At 45.7% G+C, this 17,741-nt stretch carries 17 protein-coding genes and 1 riboswitch; of the genes, 12 read left to right on the forward strand and 5 right to left on the reverse strand.

Annotated features, from left to right (window positions below; translation table 11 throughout):
- Window positions 1-42: 42 nt before the first annotated feature.
- Both QUA78_RS10350 and QUA78_RS10355 read left to right on the forward strand, forming a co-directional pair.
- Window positions 43-528: a glutathione peroxidase gene (locus QUA78_RS10350; RefSeq protein WP_333306095.1), complete on the forward strand. Its 486-nt coding sequence runs from the start codon at window positions 43-45 to the stop codon at window positions 526-528.
- Window positions 529-1,014: 486 nt separating this feature from the next.
- Complete coding sequence (locus QUA78_RS10355; RefSeq protein WP_333306093.1) at window positions 1,015-1,476, forward strand: VOC family protein; 462 nt, start codon at window positions 1,015-1,017, stop codon at window positions 1,474-1,476.
- A gap of 93 nt (window positions 1,477-1,569) precedes the next feature.
- Here QUA78_RS10355 and QUA78_RS10360 read toward each other — a convergent pair whose 3' ends face one another.
- The gene (locus QUA78_RS10360; RefSeq protein ID WP_333306091.1) at window positions 1,570-4,008 is read right to left on the reverse strand and encodes a PAS domain S-box protein; all 2,439 of its coding nucleotides are present in this window, start codon (window positions 4,006-4,008) and stop codon (window positions 1,570-1,572) included.
- 70 nt (window positions 4,009-4,078) lie between these two features.
- Here QUA78_RS10360 and QUA78_RS10365 point away from each other — a divergent pair, with 70 nt between their 5' ends.
- The 3 genes from QUA78_RS10365 to QUA78_RS10375 all read left to right on the forward strand — a co-directional run bounded on the left by QUA78_RS10365 (window position 4,079) and on the right by QUA78_RS10375 (window position 5,014).
- Window positions 4,079-4,255, forward strand: coding sequence for a hypothetical protein (locus QUA78_RS10365; protein ID WP_333306089.1), 177 nt, complete (start codon window positions 4,079-4,081; stop codon window positions 4,253-4,255).
- 2 nt (window positions 4,256-4,257) lie between these two features.
- Window positions 4,258-4,467, forward strand: a complete 210-nt coding sequence (locus tag QUA78_RS10370; RefSeq protein WP_333398774.1) for a hypothetical protein — start codon at window positions 4,258-4,260, stop codon at window positions 4,465-4,467.
- Window positions 4,468-4,882: 415 nt separating this feature from the next.
- The gene (locus QUA78_RS10375) at window positions 4,883-5,014 is read left to right on the forward strand and encodes a hypothetical protein (RefSeq protein WP_333306085.1); all 132 of its coding nucleotides are present in this window, start codon (window positions 4,883-4,885) and stop codon (window positions 5,012-5,014) included.
- 165 nt (window positions 5,015-5,179) lie between these two features.
- Here the strand turns inward: QUA78_RS10375 and QUA78_RS10380 are convergent, their stop codons facing one another.
- Together QUA78_RS10380 and QUA78_RS10385 are read right to left on the reverse strand one after the other, a co-directional pair.
- Window positions 5,180-7,318, reverse strand: a complete 2,139-nt coding sequence (locus QUA78_RS10380) for an ATP-binding protein (protein WP_333306083.1) — start codon at window positions 7,316-7,318, stop codon at window positions 5,180-5,182.
- Between the two features lie 150 nt (window positions 7,319-7,468).
- Window positions 7,469-7,813, reverse strand: a complete 345-nt coding sequence (locus QUA78_RS10385; protein ID WP_333306081.1) for a slr1659 superfamily regulator — start codon at window positions 7,811-7,813, stop codon at window positions 7,469-7,471.
- Between the two features lie 442 nt (window positions 7,814-8,255).
- On the opposite strand from QUA78_RS10385, the gene cynS reads away from it, so the two are divergent.
- The 6 genes from cynS (at window position 8,256) to QUA78_RS10415 (ending at window position 14,771) form a co-directional block, all read left to right on the forward strand.
- Window positions 8,256-8,699 carry a cyanase gene (cynS, locus tag QUA78_RS10390; protein ID WP_172185231.1) on the forward strand — a complete coding sequence of 148 codons (444 nt, stop codon included), beginning with the start codon at window positions 8,256-8,258 and terminating at the stop codon, window positions 8,697-8,699.
- Between the two features lie 368 nt (window positions 8,700-9,067).
- Window positions 9,068-10,450 (forward strand): ATP-dependent protease ATP-binding subunit ClpX, encoded by a 1,383-nt coding sequence (gene clpX / locus QUA78_RS10395; RefSeq protein ID WP_333398775.1) that lies wholly within the window; start codon window positions 9,068-9,070, stop codon window positions 10,448-10,450.
- Between the two features lie 127 nt (window positions 10,451-10,577).
- A riboswitch (cobalamin riboswitch) is annotated at window positions 10,578-10,724 on the forward strand.
- A gap of 22 nt (window positions 10,725-10,746) precedes the next feature.
- A complete protein-coding gene (locus QUA78_RS10400; protein ID WP_333306241.1) occupies window positions 10,747-11,157 on the forward strand; it encodes a DUF1636 domain-containing protein in 411 nt (136 codons plus the stop codon).
- Window positions 11,158-11,347: 190 nt separating this feature from the next.
- Window positions 11,348-12,382 (forward strand): cobalamin biosynthesis protein CobW, encoded by a 1,035-nt coding sequence (gene cobW / locus QUA78_RS10405; protein ID WP_333306240.1) that lies wholly within the window; start codon window positions 11,348-11,350, stop codon window positions 12,380-12,382.
- A 182-nt stretch (window positions 12,383-12,564) separates the two neighbouring features.
- Entirely contained in the window at window positions 12,565-13,536 is a 972-nt protein-coding gene (locus tag QUA78_RS10410; protein WP_333306245.1) for a GTP-binding protein, read from the forward strand.
- Between the two features lie 137 nt (window positions 13,537-13,673).
- Window positions 13,674-14,771 carry a WD40 repeat domain-containing protein gene (locus tag QUA78_RS10415; protein ID WP_333306238.1) on the forward strand — a complete coding sequence of 366 codons (1,098 nt, stop codon included), beginning with the start codon at window positions 13,674-13,676 and terminating at the stop codon, window positions 14,769-14,771.
- 72 nt (window positions 14,772-14,843) lie between these two features.
- On the opposite strand, the gene QUA78_RS10420 is transcribed toward QUA78_RS10415, so the two are convergent.
- Window positions 14,844-15,680, reverse strand: a complete 837-nt coding sequence (locus tag QUA78_RS10420; RefSeq protein ID WP_333306236.1) for a metal ABC transporter permease — start codon at window positions 15,678-15,680, stop codon at window positions 14,844-14,846.
- 96 nt (window positions 15,681-15,776) lie between these two features.
- Window positions 15,777-16,496: a metal ABC transporter ATP-binding protein gene (locus QUA78_RS10425; protein ID WP_172185247.1), complete on the reverse strand. Its 720-nt coding sequence runs from the start codon at window positions 16,494-16,496 to the stop codon at window positions 15,777-15,779.
- Window positions 16,497-16,586: 90 nt separating this feature from the next.
- On the opposite strand from QUA78_RS10425, the gene QUA78_RS10430 reads away from it, so the two are divergent.
- On the forward strand, window positions 16,587-17,624 hold the full coding sequence (locus QUA78_RS10430) for a metal ABC transporter solute-binding protein, Zn/Mn family (protein ID WP_333306233.1): 1,038 nt from the start codon (window positions 16,587-16,589) through the stop codon (window positions 17,622-17,624).
- Window positions 17,625-17,741 lie beyond the last annotated feature (117 nt).

A 17,741-nucleotide genomic window follows, 5' to 3' on the forward strand; every position in this document is an offset into this window, starting at 1 on the left:
TTGCGGTAAAATTATGCTGGTCAAATTTAAAAGTATTTGAAAATGCCCAGCACAATCTCCGACATTCAAGTAAAAACGATCGCAGGCGCAGACAAGCAGCTAGGAGAGTACGCTGGTAAGGTACTCTTGATAGTTAACGTAGCTTCCCAGTGCGGCTATACACCTCAATACAAAGGACTCGAAGAATTGAGCCAGAAGTACAGCGCTGCTGGACTACGCGTTTTAGGATTTCCCTGCAACGACTTCGGAGCTCAAGAACCGGGAAGTAATTCAGAAATCGTCAATTTCTGTACTACAAAATACGGCGTCAGCTTTGAATTATTTGACAAAGTACGCGCGATCGGCAGTCAGCAGCACCCGCTGTACGCTAAGCTTACGAGTGCAGTCGAACCCAAGGGTGAGGTTTCCTGGAATTTTGAAAAATTCTTAGTTAGCAAACAGGGTGAAGTAGTTGCTAGATTCCGCAGCAGCGTGGGCCCAGATTCGCCAGAATTGATCGCTGCGATCGATCGAGAATTGGCAAAATAAGAAGTTCGGCGACGAAGCAGTCTATAGGATTTAACGGATTTAACGGATGGATGTTTAGGGAAGAGGGAAGAACTTAAGATGCTTCTTTTCTAAGTTTAGAGCTTCTTTTTTTCTTCTCTTCCCCATTGTTTGGAAGCACTCAGCAATTAACAAATACCCATGATGGGATCGAATAGGAGAACGGTTTAATTTAATGGAAAATACATCGGGATTAGATTTAGTTGTAGGTTTACTTGCCTTCGCAATTCTTGCAGGCGGCTTGGCAATGCTATTTGTAGGCATGGCATCGTTCCCTAAAGAAAAATAACCATAATTGATATTATGTGCGATCGCACGCCCCTAATAAAAGTGTTTGTAGTGAGGAGTGAAGTCCTTATATAAATCTGAGGAATGAAGTCCTAACTACCAACTTAAAACGGTTATTTTCCAGGACACGATCTGAATAAATATAGCAGCATTCAATTTTAACATTCGCAATTGACTATCATGCAAACTACCGAAAACACCGTCAAAATTGTCCTGGAGCCGGGGAACTTGCGGCGCGTTCACCATATCGCTTTAAACGTGCGCGACATGAAAGCTTCCCGCTACTTCTACGGTACAATTCTCGGTTTGCACGAACTCACAGGTGCAGAAATCCCCGCAACTTTAACAGAAATGGTAGCAGCCGGTAAAGTCGCTAATTTCGTCACCCCAGACGGCACTGTGATTGACCTATTTTGGCAGCCCGACTTGGAACCGCCAAACCCTGACCCGGAGAAGGCTTTTACTCGCGCCAACCACTTAGCCTTCGATATCGAGCCGGATTTGTTCGATCGCGCTCTGGAAGTGCTAAAGTCAAATCAAATTGCGATCGACAGCGGCCCCGTCACTCGCGCTACAGGACGCGGCATTTACTTTTACGATCCTGATGGATTTATCATTGAAATCCGTTGTGATGCAGTTTAAACAGTTGCTATCGGGCTGGCGGTGCTCGGTGCGCACCATACATTTACTATTTTGATCGGGGTGTTCCGCGCGCACCCTAGGTTTAGAGTTGTTTTATTTTCCGTCTTTGCTAATAGATTGCTTCGGCCAAGTAAACCGAAAAGTTGCTCCTTTACCTTCGGCAGATTCTAGGGAAATAGTACCCCCTTGACCTTCGACAATTTTCTTCACCAGCGACAAACCAATGCCAGTATTTTCAACTTTATCGCGAGCTTCCAAGGTCTGAAAAATTACAAAAACTTTATCGTGATATTCAGGAGCAATCCCCGGCCCGTCATCCTCTACAGAAAACTCGTAAAAATCATCTAACTCTTTAACCGATATTTTTACGTGACCGGATTCACATCGATTGTGCTTGATGGCGTTGCTAATTAAATTAGAAAAAACCTGCTGTAACGGCAATTTTTCGGTCACAAAAGTTGGCATTCCCGGTTCAATTTTAACCTCAAATCCAGACGGCGGCGCCAACGAATCAATAATTTCTGCTAATAACTTTTCAATTTGTACAATTTCTGAAGGCATTTGAATGCGTCCGACGCGGGAATATTGCAGCAGTCCCTCAATCAAACCTTCCATGCGGTGAACTCTGCCGCGCAGCAGGTTCATTTGGTGCAGAGTATCCTCTGTCATCGAGTCACTGAGGTCTTCTTCTATCCAACTGCTGAGATTTGCGATCGCCCTGAGCGGCGCTTTCAAATCGTGAGAAACTACATAAGCAAACTGGTCTAATTCTTGATTCCGCTTTCTCAAAATACTTGTCGTTTGAGCCAGCGTCTGCGCCGTCCACCTCAATTCTTGAGCGCGCAACCGCAACGATTCCTCAGCTTGTTTGCGTTCCCTAATATCTTCTACCACACCCATCAGAAATTGACTGCCATCTGGTTCTCGCAGCAGCGAAACCGTTAAGTTTGCCCACACCAACTCTCCATCTTTGCGGACGTAGCGCTTTTCCATACCATAATGTTCAACTTCTCCTGCTAACAATTGGCGCAAAATTTCCTGTTCGCTTGCCAAATCCTCCGGCCAAGTAATCTCCTGAAATCTTTTTTCCATCAATTCTTGGCGGGTGTAGCCCAAAATCTCGCAAAGTTTTTGATTGACTAACACAAATTTGCCTTCCACAGTCTTTTGGGCCATGCCCACTGCCGCCTGCTCAAAAGTAGCGCGAAACCGCTGCGCGCTTTGGGCTAAAGCAATTTCTGAGCGCTTGCGATCGCTAATATCGTTGCTGATTTCCAAAATAGCCACTGGTTGATCTTGCTCGTCGTGCTGCAGAGTCCACCGGCTGGCCACCGTTATTTTTGTCCCGTCTGCCTTGGTGCGTACCAGTTCCCCTTGCCAAGAACCCCGCTCGAAAAACACTTTTTGAATTGCCTCGAAAGGTTGCGTCCATTCTGTTTGCAAAAGCTCGTGAATATTTTTTCCTATTGCTTGCGACTTCCGCCACCCGTAGAGCCACTTCGCCCCCAAATTCCAATAAGAAATCGCCCCGTTCAAGTCGAGTACCGCGATCGTATCGTTCGCCAAATCCAGCATTTGCGCTTGCTTGCGCAGAGTTTCCTCAGCTTGTTTCCGTCCTCTGGCATCGCGGCAAATCGCAATAAACAAGTGTTGATTTTTCAGACGCATTTCGCTGACAGCCAACTCCATCGGAAACTTAGTTCCGTCGCTGCGAATTCCAACTGTTTCTTGCTGGTAAGTCTTCAGCGCAGTATCGGGATTTAACACAAAATATTCGATCGAATAATCCCCCGCACTGCTGTACGGCTGTGGTTGAGCAATCAGTCGCCGCAGGTTGGAGCCAATTATTCGAGAGGCTTTGTCGCCAAAAATTTTTTCTGCTGCCCTATTAAAAGACTCAATATTTCCCCGTTCGTCCAAAGTAATAATCCCGTCAGCCGCATTATCTACCACAGCTTGAATACGAGTTTTACTTTCTTGCAAGCCAGCTTCCCGCTTCCTCAATTCCTTATCTAAACTATCAAATAAATACCAGGAAGCCCCTGCACCCAAACAGCCGAAAAGCAAACCAGCAACTTGCACAAAATTAGTGAAATCTATCAAATCCCGTCTTTGCAGATCTAGAGCTTTCTGGTATGCTTCACCGGCATCAGCAAACGCATTAATTTTTGCGCGCAGGTTATCCATTTTCAATTTGCCTTGAGCGAACACCTGAATTATTTCCGGCGACTGCACCCTTGTTGCCGAATTATCGAGCTTATTCAAAGTGTTTTGCAAGTAATTTATTTGCTGTTCGCTACTTTTTTTTATATCTTCAAGTCGCTGAGTTTGCAGTTGATTTCCTTGAACCATAACCTTGAGTTTAGCCAGCAGCAGAGGCAAACTCTTCTTGGCTTCTAAGTAGGGTGAGAGAAATTCGCGGCGCTTCGTCAACCCGTAACCTCGAATGCCCGTTTCCGCATCCACCACGGTTCTTAACAAGCGGTTAGTTTCCTCAAGTATTGCCCTATTAGTATCTGCTCGCTTTCTCATCTTTAGGCCGCTATCCCGAAGCCCTGCAATTGCTATCAGCGAAGCAAACAGACAAATCACGGGGATAGTAATGATGACTGTTCCCCGCTGGCGAATTGGTCGGTCTGTCCATACAAATTGGACGCAGCGATCGAGCAAATACTTCACGGATATTGAAGGAGAAAGTTTGCTGCCAGTATATCGCTTTTTGGCAATTTATGCTAGGGATAAGTTCGTTTTTTTTGGTTTGACGATCGCCGGGGACTAACCGTGGAAACTAGATTAGACCCCTGCTATACCTACCTGCTGAGACTAACAGCAGATTTTTTTGAACGGTTTTTAAACGGAGACAAGGAGAAGGAAATGCCTTTTTTCGGCAGCGAGACAGCAGGAGAACCAGAAACGAGCCTTTCTGCTTTACCTTCGTTTTCGCCTTCGGCTTTTGCTGTCAAACTAGAGTCTGTTTCGCAAGCGTTCTGAACATTTGTAACTACAGTAGTCCACCTGCCTGTAGCGGGATCGCGATAACAAGTGAAAGGATTTATTTTTAGCGGTTGACTGCAAGGTTTAATCATGTAGATGCACTCCTTTGATTCTCAGAACTTGCGCACTGCTTTCAGCAGCAGTGCTATCTCGCCAGTAGAAACAGCAGTATGAAGGCAAAAAGCAGAATTGTGTTTCTGTGCCCAGAGACCTTTGATAATTCCTGATTTCCTGTTAACTTTTGCCTTCTACTGGTTACCGACCATAGCATTACTTTTACCAAATTGCCTTTCTGCAAGCAACCCCCCACCCCCTTAATCAGGTTGAGGTGCGACTTGTGAATGCAGGGAGGCGCCAGATCCTGCCTGCAGGACAATTTTGGGATAATACAGTTATTCTAGGCTGGTAAAAAATGCTACTGTGTGATCGGCAACAGAGATCGATCGCGATCGGTGTCACAATTAAAAAGGGAATTGGGGCGTTGCTGATTAACGGTATGAACCAACTTTTTTCGGAAGTTACAAAACTCACCATACTTGGCTGATGGCAATTGGGAACTATTCAATTCATCCCTGTATTAAGCAACGCCGGAATTGGTAATTGGTAATGGGGAATTGGTAATGAGGGAATTAGTAATCGGGAATTATTCCATCTCTTCCTTTCCTTAAATCCGTTAAATCCCGTACACAATCCGTTGTATAACTTGATTCTAACTAATATTAACTTTTGCCTTTAATTGAACAGTAAAAGTAGAGCCAACACCAAACTGACTCTCAACAGTGATATCGCCGCCCATCATCTGGCAAAACAAGCGGCTAATGGCTAATCCTAAACCGGTGCCGCCGTACTTGCGAGTAGTTGAAGCATCCCCTTGAATAAAAGGTTGAAACAAACCATGCTGCTGTTCTGCCGACATCCCAATCCCCGTATCGGATACCTGCAAATAAACCGAATCGCTGCCGCCTGCTGATTCGCGAGTCGCCCTCAACAGAACGGTTCCACCTTCGGTAAACTTCAGGGCATTCGAGAGCAAATTGAACAGAATTTGCCGGACTTTAGTCAAATCTGCATACATCACTCCCAAATTGGGAGAGCAAGAAACTTGCAATTGATTGTGATTTTTTTCGACCAAAGGGTGCAAAGTTGCAACGACTTCTTCTATTAAATTGCCGAGGTCAAATTTTTCTAAGTAAAGCTCCATCCGACCCGCTTCTATCTTAGAAAGGTCGAGAATATCGTTAATTAAAGTCAGCAAGTGTTTGCCGGCGTTATAAATTTTTTGGGTATCCGGAAGTATCTCTTCGAGTCCCGATTCCAATGCTTCTTCTTGTAGCATTTCGCTGTAACCGATAATCGCGTTGAGCGGCGTCCGTAGCTCGTGGCTCATATTGGCTAAAAAAGTGCTTTTAGCTCTCGAAGCTGCTTCAGCTTTGTGTAAGGCTTCTTGCAAAGCTATTTCGGCTCTTTTGCGCTCGGCAATTTCGATGCGGAGCAGTTTATTGGCGGCGGTGAGTTGAGCGGTGCGCTGATCGACGGTCATTTCTAGCTGCGCTTTGGCTTTGGAGAGTGCTTCCTGAGCCCGCTGGCGCTCAAATCCTTCGATCGCCAGCGCTACCAAATTTGCCAAAGAATCGGCGAATGTGCGCTCCTCCAGAGCCCACTGGCGGGGCGCGCCGATATGTTCGAGAGAGAGGATACCGACGATCTGGCCGCCGAGCCTAATTGCTACATTTAAGATGGATGAATTTGGCTTGTTGGCATCTGGCAGCACAGCGGAATGTTCGGCTACCGAAGATGAGGGGTACAAATTTGTTTTTAGAGAGTTTTGAGTCTTTGGCACAGGTTCTAAAGCTTTGTCCGATCGCACATTTTCCCCCGGTGCGTCGCCTTCAACATCTAATATTGAAAATTTTAAATCGCTTGCCGATATGGACTGGTGGCTCAAATGATTCTCGCGGGTGCGATCGTACAAGTCGAGACAAACTAATTTGAGGTTGGGGATTGTAAATTTAGAACGATTGACCGACTCGTGTTCCTCTGGGGCGGCCGTCTCTGTATCGATTGATTCTGTTTGGTTGTGGGCGAGCGCTCTCTCGGTAAAATTTAGCTGAGGATCGATCGGGTAGCGAGTTCCAAATCTTCCATGGTTGTAAAGCCAGACGCTGACTTTTTCCACATCCAAAGTGCGGGCGGCAGCCTCAGTAATTTCGCGAATTCCCACATTCAGCGCACCGCTGTTGAGAGTCCTCTGCCGACCTAGCTGCAACAAAGCCAAACTCTGGCGGCGGAGCCGCTTTTCGCTCTCTTGGAGGGTTTGTTCTGCTTCCTTGCGCTGGGTGAGGTCGTACAAGGCGCACAATGCCGTCTGCTGACCGTTAAACAGCAGCGGCTCAACCGAGATCATCACCCAGAAAGGGGTGCCGTCTGACTTTTTGCAGTGGAGTTCGTAGTTTTGGAGGTGTCCGTCTTTAGCAATTGCCTCAAGTACCTTTGGGCGATCGCTGGGGTTGAAGTAAAAGTCTGGAGTGCTGCTGCCGATCAATTTTTCTAGGGGTATGTTCAGGAGAGAAGCCAATTGAGGGTTCGCATACAGAATTAAGCCGTCACAGAGGCGAGAAACCAATACCGGAACGGGAGTTGCCGAGGCGATCGTCCGAAACTGCTCTTCGCTTGAACGCAGTGCCAACTCAGCTTTGCTCAGCAAGTGAGCTTCCATCGTATCCGAATGTTCGGTGGTAGTCTCCAGCATAATTTCTAGGTCAGCCTTTTCGCGCTTCAAGTTTTCAAGTTCTGCACTCAGCTGCTGAACGTCCAAAAGTAGCTGTTCTGTCGATGGTTCTTCCTGCATAGCAATTGAAAATTGGTAATTTTTAGTTGATTTTGAAGTTTTTTACGGTTTTGTGCTAGCTTAACTATGACTTATTCCAATTAACTTCAGCCACCCTCATCCTGGTTCCCGGACTTAGCTTGGGGTTCATCTTTTTTACCTTTTTCTCTACTATTCCAATTCTAAGTGCAAGGAAGGCATCAGCCGTTGCAAGTTCTTCAGGGATTTTCTCTGCCAGGGGATCTGTTTAGAGCCTTTTATGGCGATTTGAATATTTTTTTGCTGGCGCACTTTGATAATAAATTTTGAGACAATATTAATTCCCGAACTATTTAAAAATTCTAGCTGTCGCAAGTCTAGAGTAACCGTGTTTGGCGAGGATTCAGCCACTTCGTTGAGCAGATCGACGATCGGCGCGTATTCTTCCACCTGGCTGAGTCGGAACGAGCCGCTGCAGGTCACTGTTTGGGTATCGCCATCGTAGCGGAGCGTGTAATCTTTGGTCTTAATCTCCATACTTTTCTCGGTTGTGGGTTGTTAGCGGTAAAGGGGCTTTGGGTGCGGGAGCGAGGATTGAGCTTCAGGCTAGCACGATAAAAATTCGGCCGTTTGCCGAATGCCTTTGCTGGTGTAACTTGTAATACATATACTGCTAACTGTAGCATTGCCACAGGGCAGTTATGAGTTATTTTGGGATTTATCAGTTGTGATACCAGTTGGTAAAAAGAATGCAACTGTTGACTAGCTCTCTACCCTGGTAGTCATTAGTCATTGCCAATTACTCAATTATTCAATTATTCAATCGAAAATTTTAGCAGTTGTGGGGCTGTAGGAAACCAGCTTTTGCTGAAGTTCCGAGTTATCAATTCAGTTCTTTTTCTCAATTTAGTATTGACAAATTCACCAAAATGTGAGACAAATTTCACATCTAACCCAGCAGTGAGTAGGAGAATATTTAATGGCAATTTCACAAATTACAGAAAAGCTTTTGGCTGCTAAAAAAGCTAAGGGAATTAGTTTTGCAGATTTGGAAAAACTTTTGGGGCGCGACGAAGTTTGGATTGCCGCGGTTATTTACCGTCAAGCAACCACATCTGAAGATGAAGCAGAGAAAATTGTCTCGGCTTTGGGACTAGATGGCGAGACGGCTGCGGTTCTTTGTGAACCTCCGTTAAAAGGTTCTTTGGAGGCCTCGGTTCCGGTCGATCCTCTGATTTATCGTTTCTATGAAATTATGCAGGTTTACGGGATGCCGCTCAAAGCAGTGATACAGGAAAAATTTGGTGACGGGATTATGAGCGCGATCGACTTTACTTTGGATGTCGAGAAAGAAGCAGACCCAAAAGGCGATCGAGTGAAAATAATTATGTCGGGAAAATTTTTGGCATACAAAAAATGGTAAGCCAGTCTTGCTTTACCTTCAAGTGAAAATTAAAAAATTAAAATTTGGTCGAATGACTAATGACTAATGACTAATGACTAAGGCCTCAAAAGTGTTAACTTAGAAATAGAGATCGCGAAGCTTGACTCCGCCAAAAAAACGGAGACAAGCCCCCGACTTAAGTCGTGCAGAGCCCCAAATTTTAGACCATAGTTCAGCTCCAAAATTCATCTGTGGAGTAAATCTAAAATCTAAAATCTAAAATCTAAAATCGACTGACTGGCTTGGGTGTCCGATCGGGAAACCTTTCTAGGGCAGAGCTAAGGTCGATCCCGCGGCAACTTCCCCAGTCGAAACAAGCAACCGCAACCGTAAAGTAAGAGGCAAATATGTCAAAATATGACTCCCATCTGAGATGCTCCTTTTGCGGCAAGTCGCAAGAGTACGTCCGCAAGTTAATAGCTGGGCCCGGGGTCTACATTTGCGATGAATGCGTGGAACTGTGCAATGAAATTTTAGAGGAGGAGTTCTTTGACTCCAGTAAAACAATTGGTCAACAGATTCCCCAATCAGAGGTGCGAGAGTCTCAGGGACAAGGAACGCGGCGCCCGGGTCGATCGAATAAATCGAAAATTGTTTTAGCTCAAATTCCGAAACCGACAGACATTAAGCAGCATTTAGACAACCACGTTATCGGCCAGCATTCAGCAAAAAAAGTTCTTTCTGTAGCAGTTTACAACCACTACAAGCGCTTGAGCGTTGACCAAGCTAAAGATAGCGACAAGTCTTCCCCTGACAGCGATGTAGAACTGCAAAAATCCAACATCCTGCTAGTCGGGCCGACAGGTTGTGGCAAAACTTTGTTAGCGCAAAGTTTGGCGCAAATGCTCGAAGTCCCGTTTGCGGTAGCCGATGCGACGACGCTGACAGAAGCTGGATATGTCGGCGACGATGTAGAAAATATTTTGCTGCGGCTGTTGCAAATGTCGGATTTTGATGTCGAATCGGCGCAGCGCGGCATTATTTATATTGATGAAATTGACAAGATTGCTCGCAAAAGCGAAAATACTTCGATTACCAGGGATGTATCAGGAGAAGGAGTGCAGCAAGCGCTGCTAAAAATGTTGGAAGGAACAGTGGTTAACGTGCCCCCGCAAGGAGGCCGCAAACATCCTTACCAAGATTTTATTCAAGTTGACACGAGCAAAATTCTATTTATTTGCGGCGGTGCTTTTGTCGGTTTGGAAAAAATAGTTGAACAGCGTTTGGGTAAAAAATCCTTGGGCTTTATTCAGCCAACAGAAAGCGACAGCAACTCGACTTTGCCGGCCAAAGACAAGCGGGCCGCTGATATTTTGCAGCAGGTACAGCCGGACGATTTAGTCAAGTTTGGTTTGATTCCTGAGTTTGTGGGGCGGATACCGGTGGTAACGGTGATTTCGCCGCTGGATGAAGCCGCTTTGATGCAGATATTGACCGAGCCCCGGAATGCGCTGGTGAAGCAGTATCAAAAGCTGTTGAAGATGGACAGCGTGGAATTGGAATTCCAGCCGGAAGCGCTGCGGGCGATCGCCCAGGAGGCCTACCGCCGCAAAACCGGCGCGAGAGCTCTCCGCAGCATTTTAGAGGAGTTAATGCTCGATGTGATGTACGAGTTGCCTTCTCGCAAGGATGTGGCTCACTGTATGATTACTCCTGAAATGGTCGAGAAGCGATCGACAGCTGAATTGCTGTGGCATCCTGCTTGGCACAAACAGCACGAAACTGCATAATTTGTAATTTGTAAGGTGCCGATGCCACACCCTACAAACTACTAAACAAGTACCCAGATTTATCCCTGGGGTCGCTTTCTCCAATCTAAAATCTAAAATCTAAAATCGATTGACGGCAAGTGCGGTATGATGTGACTTCGCGATCGGTTCTAGCGGGGAGCAGCCGTTAGAGGAAACGGGGAAAGTTCGGTGCAAGTCCGGCGCTGTCCCGCAACTGTAATGAAACCGTTGTGGTTTCTCAAGTCAGAATGCCCGCCGATATCTAAATCACTTTTGAACGCATCTGCGAGGTACGGATGATGGATGGAATTAATGCGGCTGTACGCACAAAGCACAGTCTATTTGTTTGCACTGCTTGCGCTAGTGTTTGGAAAAACGGCAAGCGCGAAGGTAAAAGCGGCGGTCAACAATTCATGGAAAATTTGTCGCAACTCGCTAAAGATTGGGAGTTTTCTGATAAATTTGAGATTCAAGAGGTTGAGTGCATGAGTGCTTGCAGTCACTCTTGTGCGGTGTCTTTTGCTGCTGTTGGAAAGTACACTTATCTGTTTGGCGATTTACCCGCAAATGAGTCAAAAACTGCGGAAGCTGTACTCGAATGTGCGGGTCAATACTATGCTAAACCAGACGGTTTGTTGCCTTGGTCTGAGCGTCCTGAAGCTCTGAAAAAAGGTGTTTTAGCAAAGATTCCTCCGCTGGCAAATTAGATAGGTTTGTAGGAGGGACTTTAGTTTTTTCCTTCTCGTTCCCAGGCTTTGCCTGGTAACGCATACGCAGAGGCTCTGCCTCGTATTAAAAGCGCTCCTTTATTCCAGCGAGGCAGAGCCTCTTGATCGGCATTCCCAGGCAGAGCTTGGGAACGAGATATCTCACCACTAAATAAGCAGAAAATTATCAATGCACAAAATTCCTGTTACTGTCATCACTGGTTTTCTCGGTAGCGGCAAAACTACCTTAATTCGCAACTTATTGCAAAATAATCAAGGTCGCCGCATTGCTGTTCTGGTTAACGAATTTGGCGAAATCGGAATTGACGGAGAACTGCTGCGCGATTGCCAAGTTTGCGACGAAGAAGAAAATGTCAGCAGCAATATTGTTGAACTAACAAATGGTTGTCTTTGCTGCACTGTTCAAGAGGAATTCTTGCCGACTATGCAGGAATTGTTGAAGCGCCGAGAACAAATTGATTGTATCTTAATTGAGACTTCTGGCCTCGCACTTCCTAAACCTTTAATTCAAGCTTTTCGCTGGCCGGAAATTCGCACGGGTGCTACTGTAGACGGTGTGGTTGCTGTTGTCGATTGCGAAGCTATTGCTAGCGGTACTTTTGTCGGTGATATCGATGCTTTGATGGCACAGCGGCAAGCTGATTCTAGTTTAGATCACGAAACTCCGATCGAGGAATTGTTTGAAGACCAGTTAGCCTGTGCCGATATGGTACTTTTAACGAAGGTCGATCGCGTAGATGCGGAAACTCACCAGAAAGTCCAAAGCTGGTTGCAGCAAGAGTTGCGTCCGAGTGTGAAAATTGTGCCCTGCAAAGGTGGCGAAATTAACCCTGATGTGCTATTGGGATTTAATGCGGCGGTTGAGGATGATTTGGAGTCTCGCCCGAGTCACCACGATGCTGAGGAGGAACACGAACACGATGATGATATTAACTCGACTTACTTTATTGCCGATCGCGAATTTGAACCTGAAGCTTTGGTGAAAAAACTGCAATCCTTGATGCAGCAGGAGGAAATCTATCGGATTAAAGGGTTTGTGGCGGTTCCCAAGAAACCGATGAGGATGGTGTTGCAAGGTGTGGGTTCGCGGATAGAATATTTTTACGATCGTCCTTGGCAACCTTCTGAACTCCGCCAAACCAAATTAGTGCTGATCGGTCGAGAGTTAGAGCGCGATCGAATTGCAGCTATAATTAACAACTAATTGTCATCTGAGAGGGGCGGGTTTATCGATATTTTGAATTGCAGCAAATATTATTGGTAAAACTCGCCCCTCCAAGCTCTCACGAACAATTTATTAACATTATTTAATATTGTGACGGCTGCCAGCAAGTCTGGTGTACAATAGCGATAATGGTTATCATTGTACAAAAATCGAGGTCAAGTATGGTGACTGCTGGGGCGATCGAATCAGTTCCTGTTACCGTTCTCACGGGTTATCTCGGTGCAGGCAAAACTACGCTACTGAACCGCATTTTAACACAAGAACACGGCAAAAAAGTTGCAGTTATCGTCAACGAATTTGGCGAAGTAGGCATCGACAACCAACTCATAATAGATGCCGACGAAGAAATTTTTGAGATGAACAACGGCTGCATTTGCTGTACAGTCCGAGGCGATTTAATTCGGATTATCGGCAACTTGATGAAGCGGCGAGACAAATTCGACCACATAGTCATCGAAACCACAGGTTTAGCCGACCCCGCACCCGTAATTCAAACATTTTTTGTAGACGAAGATATGCGGGAAAAATTGCTCCTAGATGCAGTTGTCACGGTAGTTGATGCCAAGCACATCTGGCAGCACTGGGACGCAGACGAAGCTCAAGAACAAATTGCCTTTGCAGATGTAGTTTTACTCAACAAAACAGATTTAGTGACGGAGGAAGAATTGGCAGAATTAGAAAAGCGAATTCGCGTCATGAATGCAATGGCAAAAATTCACCGCACCCGCAACGCTGAATTGGAGATGGATGCTTTGTTGGGCGTTAAAGCATTTGATTTGAACCGGGCATTAGAAATCGAACCAGACTTTTTGGGCGAACACACTCACGAACACGACGAAACAGTTACTTCCGTAGCAATAGTAGAATCCGGCGCTATTGACGGCAACAAATTCAGCGATTGGATTGAGGAATTGTTGCGGACTCAAGGGCCGAATATCTTTCGGACAAAAGGCATTTTGAATGTCGCCGGAGACAACAAGCGATTTGTTTTCCAAGGAGTACACATGGTGTTTGATGGCCGGCCGGATCGACCTTGGAAAGTCACTGAAACTCCGAAAAATGAACTCGTATTCATCGGCCGCAACTTAAACGAAAATCAATTGCGAGAGGATTTCCGTAAATGTTTGGTTTAACTGAAATCTTGAAGTATTTTTAATCAGCTTTTTAGGAACAGGCAAGATGCCTGTTCCACAAGAATAAACTTCATCTTTTGTGGAACGGGCATCTTGCCCGTTCTTAAAAATAGTGCAACATCTCAGATTCAATAAATATGGATAACAAAAAGACAAATAAAAGTGAACTAACCCTGCAATTTCACGCCAAAGCAATGCTGTCTGACTACGTAACTGCTGTTACTTGGTCGCCGGATGGTACAACTTTAGCAGTCTGTTCTGCTGCGGGCGAAGTGATGCTGGCGGCAGTAGCGGCAGTTAATGAATTGTCCTTGCAAACGCTACAAACTGCCACGGGTAAATCAGCCGATTGCTTGTCTTTTTCCCGCGACAGTCAATTCCTAGCTGCTGGCGGACAAGATGGAAAAGTGCGAATTTGGCGCGTTAATTCTGGAGAATTAATTGCTGATTTGGATAACCAGCGCGTCTGGGTTGATAAGTTAGCTTGGAGTCCCAACTGCAACCAGTTAGCTTTCAGTATGGGCCGGTACGTTCAAGTATGGAATGCTGAGGATAATGTTGTTGAAGTAACGCTGAATTTCGACTCCTCATCTATCCTCGATTTAGCATGGCATCCTATGGTTCAATATCTGGCAGTTAGCGGCTATCAAGGTGTCAAAGTTTGGCATGGCGAAGACTGGGACGAAGACCCGGAAATTTTATCAGTACCCTCTGCAACAGGTGCAATTGCTTGGTCGCCACAAGGGGAATATTTAGGTTGTGGCAATATGGACAATACTCTCATTGTTAATGAATGGGGCAATTTTGAACCCTGGGTAATGCAGGGTTTTCCGGGGAAAGTTCGGGAGTTAGCTTGGTCGGATAAAACTAATTCTTTGGGTGCGCCTTTGTTAGCTGCTGCAAGTTCTGAAGGTATTTCAGTGTGGGAAAAACACGCTGATGAAAGTATCGGTTGGGATTCCTGGGGATTAGAGGTGCATGAAAAAGTGGTAAATGCGATCGCCTTTCAACCTAGCACATTTTTATTAGCTTCCGCAGCCGCAGACGGTCAAGTTTGTTTGTGGTACGAAGCAGAACAATTGCTGCAAATTCTAGAAGGTGCAGAGGGCGGTTTTTCCTGTCTCGCATGGCATCCCGAAGGCCAGTTTCTTGCCGCTGGGGGCTGTGGAGGTGAATTGCTGGTTTGGTCACAATCTATGGGTGGCAAAGATTTCGGGCTGAGCAAGCTGTTATAAGTAGGGCGTTAAATTACTTTTTGCGTAAGTAAGCGTAAAAAACTTACAACAGATAGAGTGCGTCCAGGACTGTTATCCTCTCTTTCTTGTCAAAATCCCTTGACTGGGACTGAACAGCAAAGCTAGTAAAAATAACCCAAAAACAACTAATACAATTGCCGCCCCAGAGGGCATATTCAAATAATAGCTGAAATACATACCAGTCACGCTAGCTGTAATCCCAATAATTGCTCCCAATCCCATCATAAAATGCAGCTCTTTTACCAACAAATACGCCGTAATTCCCGGCCCGATTAATAGCGAAATTACTAACAGCGCCCCTACAGTTTGCAAACTCGCAACAATCGTCAGCGTAATCGCCGAAATCATCCCGAAATAAATCCAGTTTACAGGCAAACCGGACGCTTGCGCCCCCAGAGGGTCAAAAGTATAAAATAGCAGTTCTTTATAAAACATTTTAACCGTCGCCAAAATAATCAAAGTAATGACAAAAGTCTGCTGCACGTCAGCAGGCGCAACTGACAAGATATTCCCAAACAAAAACCCGTCTAAGTCTAATTTGGTGGTCCGCAACAGGCTAATCAAGGTGATGCTAATTGCTAAAAATGTAGATAAAATTAAGGCCATGACTGCATCAATTTTTAGGCGTGATTGCGATTGAATCCACGCCATAATCACGGCGCTGATAATTCCCGATATAAAGGCGCCGATCGAAATATTGAAACCTAAAGAAAAAGCTACTGGCAATCCTGCTAATACTGAATGGGCTATCATGTCAACCATCATTCCCATTTGCTGTACAATTAAGTAGGAGCCAACCACGGCGCAGAGAATTCCTAGCAAAATTCCGACGGCGATCGCATTTCGCATGAACTCGAATTGTAGTGGCTCAATTAGTAGGTTTAACATTGAATTACATCAATAATAGGATTTTTTAAAGCACAATCAACTGCACAGGCGGGACGCCCGTGCCACAATCAGCTTTAAAGATAAATCTTTTTTTGCTTAGGCAGCAACTAAACTTAAATCGTATCCATAGGCTTTTTGAATATTAGCGGCTGTGAGCACTTCCCGGCAGGAACCAGTCGCAATTAACTGCTTGTTGAGCAATAATAAATTGTCGTACTGTTTTAAAGTTTCGCCTAAATCGTGGCTGATTACTAGCAATGTTTTATTTTCCGCTTTGAGTTCGGCAAAAATATCGAAAATAATCTCTTCTGTTGCTTTGTCGATCGCGTTAAATGGCTCGTCGAAAAAGAATAAATCGGCTTGTTGGGCGATCGACCTTGCTAAAAAAATCCGCTGCTGCTGTCCGCCAGACAGTTCGCCAATTTGCCGATCGCGCAAATCCCACATTCCCACCCGCAGCAAAGCAGCTTTCACCAATTCTTGCGACTGCTTCGAGGGACTGCGAAACCAACCAGTCTGGACAGTTCGCGCCATCATCACCGCATTCCACACCGTAATCGGATAATCCCAGTCAATTTGCGATCGCTGCGGCACATAAGCCACCCGCGACAACTGTTGCTTCAGCAGCCGCCCCTGATATTTCACCAAACCCCGACAGGCCGGGATCAATCCCAGCATCGCTTTCACCATCGTGCTTTTCCCCGCGCCGTTGGGGCCGAACACACCGGTTAATTGCCCGGATTCTAAATGGAAATTCACGCTGTTGAGGGCCGAAATTCCGCGATAATTGACAGCCAAGTCTTGCACTTCTAACATAATTCGAGATTTTGAGAACGATTCTTGTTCGTACCTACTAGAATAGGATAACTCGAAAAAGCAATAACGATTATCGTTCCAAAGGTAAAAATGTTAAAGAAGTTGCCTGGAAAAACCGGGAGATTTTGCGGTGCGGCTGTTTTGGCGATCGGCTGCGGAGTGGTTGGGTGCAGTGGAGGACAGAACACAAGCAATCCGACGCCAGAGAGTCCCGCCGCCAACTTGCCCAAAGTCGTCGCCACGACTGGCGTTATCTGCGACATAACAAAAGAAATTGCTCAAAGTTCGATCGACATCATCTGTCTGATCGAGCCGGGAGAAGACCCCCACGCCTATCAAACCAAGCCGGAAGACCGCAAAGCGATTGAAACAGCAAATCTGATTTTATACGGCGGCTACAACCACGAACCCAGCATCATTAAGTTAATTGAATCCAGCAGTAATTCCGCGCCCAAAATCGCCGTACACGAACTCGCAGTTCCCAAACCGCTGATGGGCGAACACGAGCACGAACACGGCGAAGAGAAAGCGGAAAACAAATCCCACGCAGAAGGCGAAAAAATTCCTGACCCTCACGTTTGGCATAACCCTCAAAATGGCATCCGTATGGTAGAAACAATTCGGGATGAATTGAGCAAAGTTTCCCCCAGCAATGCTCAACTTTATACCAAAAATGCAGCAAGCTTAACAGATGAGTTGCAAAAAATAGATACTTGGATAAAATCTCAAATTGCGACTATTCCAGCCCAAAAACGCAAGTTAGTAACAACTCACGATGCTCTGACTTACTATGCCGATGCTTATGGTTTGGAAATTGCAGGAGTTTTGCAGGGTGTGACGACAGAGGAACAGCCCACCGCAGCAAGAATTGCGGAATTGTCCTCAGAAATGAAGACTGCAGGAGTGCCGACAATTTTTGTCGAAACCACAACTAATCATAAGTTGATGGAGACTGTGGCGAGGGAGGCAAATGTCAAAATTTCGGACAAGCAACTTTACAGCGACGAGTTGGGAGGCTCCGGCACCGGTGCTGATACCTATGAGGGAATGCTAAAAACTAATACTTGCGCGATTACTTCTGGCCTCGGCGGTAATTGTACTGCCTTTGCAGGAGTGCTAACTCAATAAAAAATTAGCCGGACATCACCGGACAATATGCTATAATAGAACAAGAGTTGAGGAAAAAGCTATTGTCAGGTACGTCCCACCCAAAGAAGCGTCGTCCATCCTTGGAGTCAACGAAAG

Origin of the sequence: Microcoleus sp. K4-B3, assembly GCF_036704615.1 — a bacterium.
Taxonomy (GTDB): domain Bacteria; phylum Cyanobacteriota; class Cyanobacteriia; order Cyanobacteriales; family Microcoleaceae; genus Microcoleus.